Origin of the sequence: Rothia nasimurium (assembly GCF_928381705.1) — a bacterium.
Lineage (GTDB): Bacteria > Actinomycetota > Actinomycetes > Actinomycetales > Micrococcaceae > Rothia > Rothia nasimurium_G.
Genome location: NZ_CAKMSR010000021.1, coordinates 1 through 6,597, shown reverse-complemented (window position 1 = coordinate 6,597; position 6,597 = coordinate 1). Strand labels below are relative to the sequence as shown.

General features: G+C 59.2%; 6 protein-coding genes. 5 read left to right on the top strand and 1 reads right to left on the bottom strand.

Going from position 1 to position 6,597, the window contains the following annotated elements; genetic code table 11:
* Window positions 1-768, top strand: a 768-nt coding sequence (locus tag L6762_RS11750) for an SOS response-associated peptidase (RefSeq protein ID WP_237187468.1), incomplete at its 5' end; no start/stop codon positions are given.
* A 212-nt stretch (window positions 769-980) separates the two neighbouring features.
* Here the strand turns inward: L6762_RS11750 and L6762_RS11745 are convergent.
* Window positions 981-1,487: a GNAT family N-acetyltransferase gene (locus L6762_RS11745; protein ID WP_237187467.1), complete on the bottom strand. Its 507-nt coding sequence runs from the start codon at window positions 1,485-1,487 to the stop codon at window positions 981-983.
* A gap of 183 nt (window positions 1,488-1,670) precedes the next feature.
* Here L6762_RS11745 and L6762_RS11740 point away from each other — a divergent pair, with 183 nt between their 5' ends.
* The 4 genes from L6762_RS11740 (at window position 1,671) to thrS (ending at window position 6,438) form a co-directional block, all read left to right on the top strand.
* Window positions 1,671-2,495 (top strand): fumarylacetoacetate hydrolase family protein, encoded by an 825-nt coding sequence (locus tag L6762_RS11740; protein WP_237187466.1) that lies wholly within the window; start codon window positions 1,671-1,673, stop codon window positions 2,493-2,495.
* A 282-nt stretch (window positions 2,496-2,777) separates the two neighbouring features.
* Complete coding sequence (locus L6762_RS11735; protein ID WP_237187470.1) at window positions 2,778-3,677, top strand: DNA-methyltransferase; 900 nt, start codon at window positions 2,778-2,780, stop codon at window positions 3,675-3,677.
* A gap of 43 nt (window positions 3,678-3,720) precedes the next feature.
* Entirely contained in the window at window positions 3,721-4,329 is a 609-nt protein-coding gene (locus tag L6762_RS11730) for a DUF1648 domain-containing protein (protein WP_237187465.1), read from the top strand.
* 102 nt (window positions 4,330-4,431) lie between these two features.
* On the top strand, window positions 4,432-6,438 hold the full coding sequence (gene thrS / locus L6762_RS11725; RefSeq protein ID WP_237187464.1) for a threonine--tRNA ligase: 2,007 nt from the start codon (window positions 4,432-4,434) through the stop codon (window positions 6,436-6,438).
* Window positions 6,439-6,597 lie beyond the last annotated feature (159 nt).

Genomic DNA, 6,597 nt, shown 5'->3' with positions numbered 1-6,597 from the left:
TCCCCGGTCTTCACCCGCGAATTGCACTCAGCCCGCTGGGGCCTGCTGCCGGGCTGGGCAAAGGATCCCGCCTTCTCATCGCGGGCCTTCAACGCCCGCAGTGAGACTATCTTTGAAAAGCCCACCTTCCGCGAAGCTGCTGTCTCGGGGCACTGCGCCGTGCCCGTGAGCGGCTACTACGAGTGGAAAGCCGAAACCACCGCTGCGGGTAAACAGGTCAAAACCCCCTACTTTGTGCACCGTACCGACGGGCGACCTATCTACTTTGCCGGTCTGTATGAATGGTGGAAAATCCCCGCAGAATTCGCAGAACCAGGCGGGGTATTTGCGGGTAAGGAAGGGGAGTGGCTGCTCTCCTGTTCCATCGTGACCATGGATTCACCCGGCAACGGTGAATTCGACCCCGGAATTATGGCCAACTTGGGTGGCGACCCTGGCTACACAAACGAGATTGAGCGGCAACTAGGTCAGCTGCACAACCGTCTGCCGATACCCCTTCACGTGGCAGTTGATACCGACATTAACGAGCATGATAGCCTGACGGCCTGGTTGCGGTCAGGCCGTCCAGCTGGTGCCCCCAAGCCCACTGCCGAGCAGAAAAGGGCTTACCGCGCCCAAGCGCAGGCGTCCTTACAGCTCATTCGCGAGCAGGCTTTCGCCGAGACCGCAGGCTGGGCCCTACGCGAGGTCAGTAAGGACGTCGGCAATGTGCGCAACAACGCCCCCTACCTGCTGGAGCCGGTCGAAGATTTGCTGAGTGGTCTATAGAAAGCTTGATGCGGGAGATAGGTGATGCAGGCTCATGGCGAAGCTGTTGGCTCGGGGCTGGCGTGAATCGCTAGTGAGCGAAGCGAACCGGCGAGAGGGTCGGCAGCGAGCGTGAGCCTGCATCACCTTAAGCTTTTACAATCAAACAGCTGAGCCCCACCCCCGCTGCTGGTGAGGGGTGGGGCTCAACTATTACCTAGTTTACTGCTTGTCTAGAGAATGTCGTCGTCTTCGGGGAACCAGCGGTTGAAATCTAGGGTCAGGTAGAGGGCGAGGGCGGCAGCGTTGTTCTCGCTGATGCGCACTGAAACCTGCTCGTAGCCGTCCTCAAACATCTGGTCGATGCTGCGGCGAATCAGCTGTTCAGCGAGGCCCTCGCGGCGGCGGGAGGCTGCGGTGAAGAGTTCGTAGATGGTGGGGATGCCCTTGGGTTCGGTGACCACGCGATGCTTCAGGCATAGGGACGCTGCGATGATGCGGTCGTGCTCATCAACCACCACGGGGGAGGCCTCAGTGTAGAACTCGCCGTGCTCGCCCTTGAGGATGCGTTCCATCTCGGCGGTAGCATCTGCCTGTGAGGCGAAGCGCTCACCGTCGTAGGAGGCAAAGTAGAGCCGAGCTAGCGCCTCGGCGTCGTCCAGCTGGGCAGGGCGGGAGCTGACGGTAACAGGCTTTCGTGCCTTTGAAGTCTGTGAAATCAGAGTAATCAAGCCGCTCATGGTTGGCCTCCTTGGTTGTCGGGAATTGAATTACACTGTGATGTATAGAATACTCTGTTGGCTGATGAATGCCTACGGTTTTACCGATTATTCACCTTGTCAACGGAATATTGCGTCATAGAAAGTCTAGTTGACCAGCCCAGCGGGGTGAAACTAGACGGCTTAACAGAAAGGACGGCCGGGGTGAAGTTTGCGCAGGTCAGACGGGCCGGTAAGGCTCGTGCGGTGGTTGAAAGCGGCGGACGCTGGTACGAGCTGGGCCGGCCCCTGCACAAGTTTGTGGGGTCGAGTGATTTAGGGTCGGTGAGCCCTGCTGAACTGGGGGCTAAGCCAGTTGAGGTGAGTCCTGAAGAGTTCATTGCCCCGCTGAACAAGGTGCAACGAGTGCTGTGCGTGGGGCTGAACTTCACGGATCACGCCGAAGAAGTGGGGGCTGAGCTGCCCACCTATCCCACCATCTTCACCAAGTTCGGCAACGCCCTTATCGGGCCGGGTGAGCCTATTGAGCTGCCCGCTGAGAGCACCAAAATTGACTGGGAAGTCGAGCTCTGCGCGGTGGTAGGACGCCGCGGCCGCCACATTGCCGAAGATCAGGTGGACGACCACCTGCTGGGCTACACCGTGCTCAACGACGTATCGGTGCGCGACTGGCAGGGGCGCACATCCGAATGGTTCCAGGGGAAAAACTGGGACCGCACGACACCGTTTGGCCCGGTCATCGTCAGCCCCGATGAACTCGATATCGAGGGTGGCCTTGCCATGACCTGCACCGTCGACGGCGAAGTGCGCCAGCAGGGCACCACCGCCAACATGGTCTTCACCCCGGCCCAGGTAGTTAGCTACATCTCTACCTTCATGACGCTGGAACCCGGCGACCTGATTGCCCTGGGTACTCCTGCCGGGGTTGGGCTCTCGCTACGCCCCCGCAAGTGGCTGAGCGACGGCCAGACGGTGGTGACCTCAATCGAGGGTATCGGCACACTGACCAACCGGTGCGAGCATGTGTGAGGGTGGCGAAACGGGAGTGGTGATTACCCTCCGCGTGCCGACCGTATTTTTGGCTCTGCGCAGGCATGCGTTTGCCGACTAACCTTCTCGCCGGTTCGCTAGCGCTCACGGGCGATTCATGCCAGCCCCAGCCAGTCGGCTCCATGCATGCCTGCGCTTCGCCCCGCCCCAGCGTCCTTGCGTGGCTTAACCCTCACCCGCCGCGCGGGCAGGTGGGGGTGACCTTGGGGTATTCTGTACCTTGTGTCAAAACGTTCTTTGTGGTCAGCAGATAGCACCAGCATGGTGATTCACGGCGATAATCTTGCCGTGCTCAAAAACCTGCCCGCAGAGAGCTTCCAGCTCATTTATATTGACCCGCCGTTCAATACGGGCAAGGTGCAGAAGCGCCAGAGCATTAAGACCGTGCGTACCGAGGGTGGTAGCCGGGTCGGCTACAAGGGGCACACCTACGAGACTATTAAGGGCGATATCTACGGGTATTCGGACTCTTTTGAGAACTACTGGGAGTTCCTAGAGCCCCGTCTCATGCAGGCCTGGCGTCTGCTCAAGCCCACCGGTACCCTCTACCTGCACCTGGACTACCGCGAGGTCCACTACGCCAAGGTGGTGCTCGATGCCCTGTTTGGCCGTGAGTCCTTCTTGAACGAGATTATTTGGGCCTACGACTATGGCGCTAAGTCTAAGAAGAAGTGGCCAGCTAAGCACGATAACATCCTGGTCTATGTGAAAGACCCCGAGAACTACTACTTCAATTCTGAGGCGGTTGACCGCGAGCCCTACATGGCGCCCGGGCTGGTGACCCCTGAGAAGGCTGAGATTGGTAAGTTGCCGACGGACGTCTGGTGGCACACCATTGTTTCGCCCAGCGGCAAGGAGAAAACCGGCTATGCCACGCAGAAGCCCCTGGGTATTCTGCGCCGCATTGTGCAGGCCTCGAGTGCGCCCGGCGACTGGGTGCTGGACTTCTTCGGTGGCTCCGGTACCACCGGCCACGCCTGCGCCCAGCTTGACCGCAACTTCCTCATGATTGACCAGAACCCCGAGGCTATCAAGGTCATGCGCAAGCGCCTCAAAGCTGTGGACGGGCTTGACGTGACTTTCAAGAAGTCCCGCGCTAAGGCGTCGCTGGCGGGGGCCAAGGTCACGCCCAAGGCGGCTACTATCAAGAAGAAAAAATAGGTTTAGACAATCAATGTGCAGGTGACAAGGCAAAGGAGCTGACATGTCCATGCAAGATTTTCCGCCGATTAAACCCAACCGCACCTTGTTCCTTGTGGCTCTGGGGCTGGTAGTTGCTGAGGTGATATACCTGGCTCTGCTTTACCCGTCGCTGCCGCAGCAGATCCCGGTGCATTACAACCTGTGGGGTCGGGCGGACGGCTGGGCAGCCAAGAGCGTCTGGTCGGTCTTCGGGCTGACGGGAATATTGCTTCCTCTCCTTGCCCTTATTTGGTGGGGCGGTACAGCTATGGGCCGCATGGCAAGCAAGGACGCTTCAGCCCAGTCCCACGACGCATTTTCACCTCACGCGGGCAAGCAGGGGCAGCGCCAGTTGGCCGCTGCGCAGGCCCTGGGTCTGGACGCCCGGGTTTACTCTGCCCGCCGTCTCTACGCCCAGACGCAGGCCGTGGTTCCCTCCTTTTCCGGCCTGGCTCTTGCCCTGGTGCTAGCCGTCAAAGTCATTAACCTGACCATGACCGGGGCGCTGGGGGAGGCGTCCGTCCTTATCGCCCCTGTGCTGGTGGTGGGCTACTGCCTCTTCCTGACCGTCCGCTCCTACCTCGCTGGTAAAAACTTCGACTCCCGCGCCCTCGCAAAGGGCGCAAAGTAGCCTAACCAGCGGTAAAATAAGGTTTGTTCTGCACCCTCGTACCGTGCAGATGTAACGACAGCTCACCCGTTGTAGGGGTGGGCACAAACCTAGGAGACACATTTGTCCGCTCTTTCCATTTCCGTCGCAGGTGCCGCTCAGCAGGTTGAGGCTGGCACCACCGCAGCCGACCTGTTCGCAGAGAACCCCGAGATCGTCGTTGCCCGTATCAACGGCACCCTGGTTGACCTCTCCACCGAACTGACTGACGGCGATGCTGTCGAGCCCGTTTCTGTCCATGAAGAAGACGGCCTGAACGTCCTGCGTCACTCAGCCGCCCACGTCATGGCCCAGGCAGTGCAGAACTACCGCAAGGACGCCAAGCTCGGCATCGGCCCCTACATCACCGACGGTTTCTACTTCGACTTCGATGTTGAAGAGCCCTTCACCCCCGAGGATCTCAAAAAGATTGAGAAGGACATGGTGAAGATTATCAAGAGCGGTCAGACCTTCCGCCGCCGCGTGGTCACCCAGGCTGAGGCTGAGGCCGAGATGGCAAACGAGCCCTATAAGCTGGAACTGCTGACCCTCTCCCAGGGCCCTGGCTCCGGTGCGGACGCCGCCGAGGGTGCCTCTGTTGAGGTCGGTGCCGGTGAAATCACCATCTATGACAACGTAAACAAGAAGGGGGAGACCGTCTGGAAGGATCTCTGCCGCGGCCCCCACGTGCCCAATACCAAGCTGATTGCTAACGGCTACGCGCTCATGCGTTCCGGTGGTGCCTACTGGCGCGGTTCTGAGAAGAACCCCATGCTGCAGCGTATCTACGGCACCGCCTGGCCTTCTAAGGAAGAGCTGGTTGCCTACAAGGAGCGCATTGCTGAGGCTGAGCGCCGCGACCACCGCCGCCTGGGTGAAGAGCTCGACCTCTTCTCCTTCCCCAAGACCGTCGGCCCGGGCCTGCCCGTGATTCATCCCAAGGGTGGCGTCATTCTGCGTGCCATGGAAGACTACGTGCGCGCCCGTCACATTGAAGAGGGCTTCGAGTACGTGAAGACCCCCCATATCTCTAAGGAAGATCTCTTCTACACCTCCGGCCACCTGCCCTATTATGCGGACGGCATGTTCCCGGCCATGGAGGACGAGGGCCAGGCCTACCGCCTCAAGGCCATGAACTGCCCCATGCATAACGAGATTTTCCGCTCCCGCGGCCGCTCCTACCGTGAGCTGCCCCTGCGTCTCTTTGAGTTCGGTTCGGTCTACCGTGACGAGAAGTCCGGCGTGCTTTCTGGCCTGACCCGCGTTCGTATGATTACCCAGGACGACTCCCACTCCTACGTCACCAAGGAGCAGGCACCTGCTGAGGTTGCCCACCTGCTCAAGTTCATGCTGTCCCTGCTAGAGGACTTCGGCATGACCGACTTCTACCTTGAGCTTTCAACCCGCGACACCGAGGGCGATAAGAAGGATAAATTCATCGGTACGGACGAGCAGTGGGAAGAAGCAACCGCTGTGCTGGAAAAGGTTGCCGCTGAGACCGGTCTGGAACTGGTGGCTGACCCGGGTGGCGCTGCCTTCTACGGCCCCAAGATTTCTGTTCAGGCTAAGGACGCAATTGGCCGCACCTGGCAGATGTCGACCGTGCAGTACGACTTCAACCAGCCTGCCCGCTTCGGTCTGGAGTATCAGGCATCTGACGGCACCCGCCAGGAGCCGGTCATGATTCACTCGGCCAAGTTCGGTTCATTTGAGCGTTTCATGGGCGTGCTGATTGAGCACTATGCAGGTGCTTTCCCCGCCTGGCTGGCTCCCGTTCAGGTGATTGGTGTGCCTGTTGCTGAGGCTTTCAATGACTACATGGGTGAGGTTGCTGCCAAGCTCAAGGCCCGTGGCGTGCGCGTTGAGGTGGATTACGGTACTGACCGCTTCCCCAAGAAGATTCGTACCGCGTCTAAGGAGAAGGTGCCCTTCATCCTGATTGCCGGTGGCGAGGACGCCGAGAACGGCGCTGTCTCCTTCCGCTTCCGCGACGGCTCCCAGGAAAACGGCGTACCCGTTGATGAAGCTGTGGAGCGGATCGTGAAGCATATTGAGGAGCGGGTGAATAAGGATCCGCAAATATCTAAATAAAATAATTATATTTTTTTGACACCTGTTAGTGGATTGAGGCTTATTCAAAAGTAGACACGCACCCCACACCCACCAACTAGACAACGGCCCCACCCGCAGCAAAAATATGAGCGTTAAATCTCTACAAATAACCTCAAGCCATACCGGACAAGACCGTTG

Excerpts from the sequence above, each read along its gene's own strand:
- L6762_RS11730 (WP_237187465.1), top strand. The coding sequence starts at position 3,721 with ATGTCCATGCAAGATTTTCCGCCGATTAAACCCAACCGCACCTTGTTC.
- L6762_RS11745 (WP_237187467.1), bottom strand. The coding sequence starts at position 1,487 with ATGAGCGGCTTGATTACTCTGATTTCACAGACTTCAAAGGCACGAAAG.
- L6762_RS11735 (WP_237187470.1), top strand. The coding sequence starts at position 2,778 with ATGGTGATTCACGGCGATAATCTTGCCGTGCTCAAAAACCTGCCCGCA.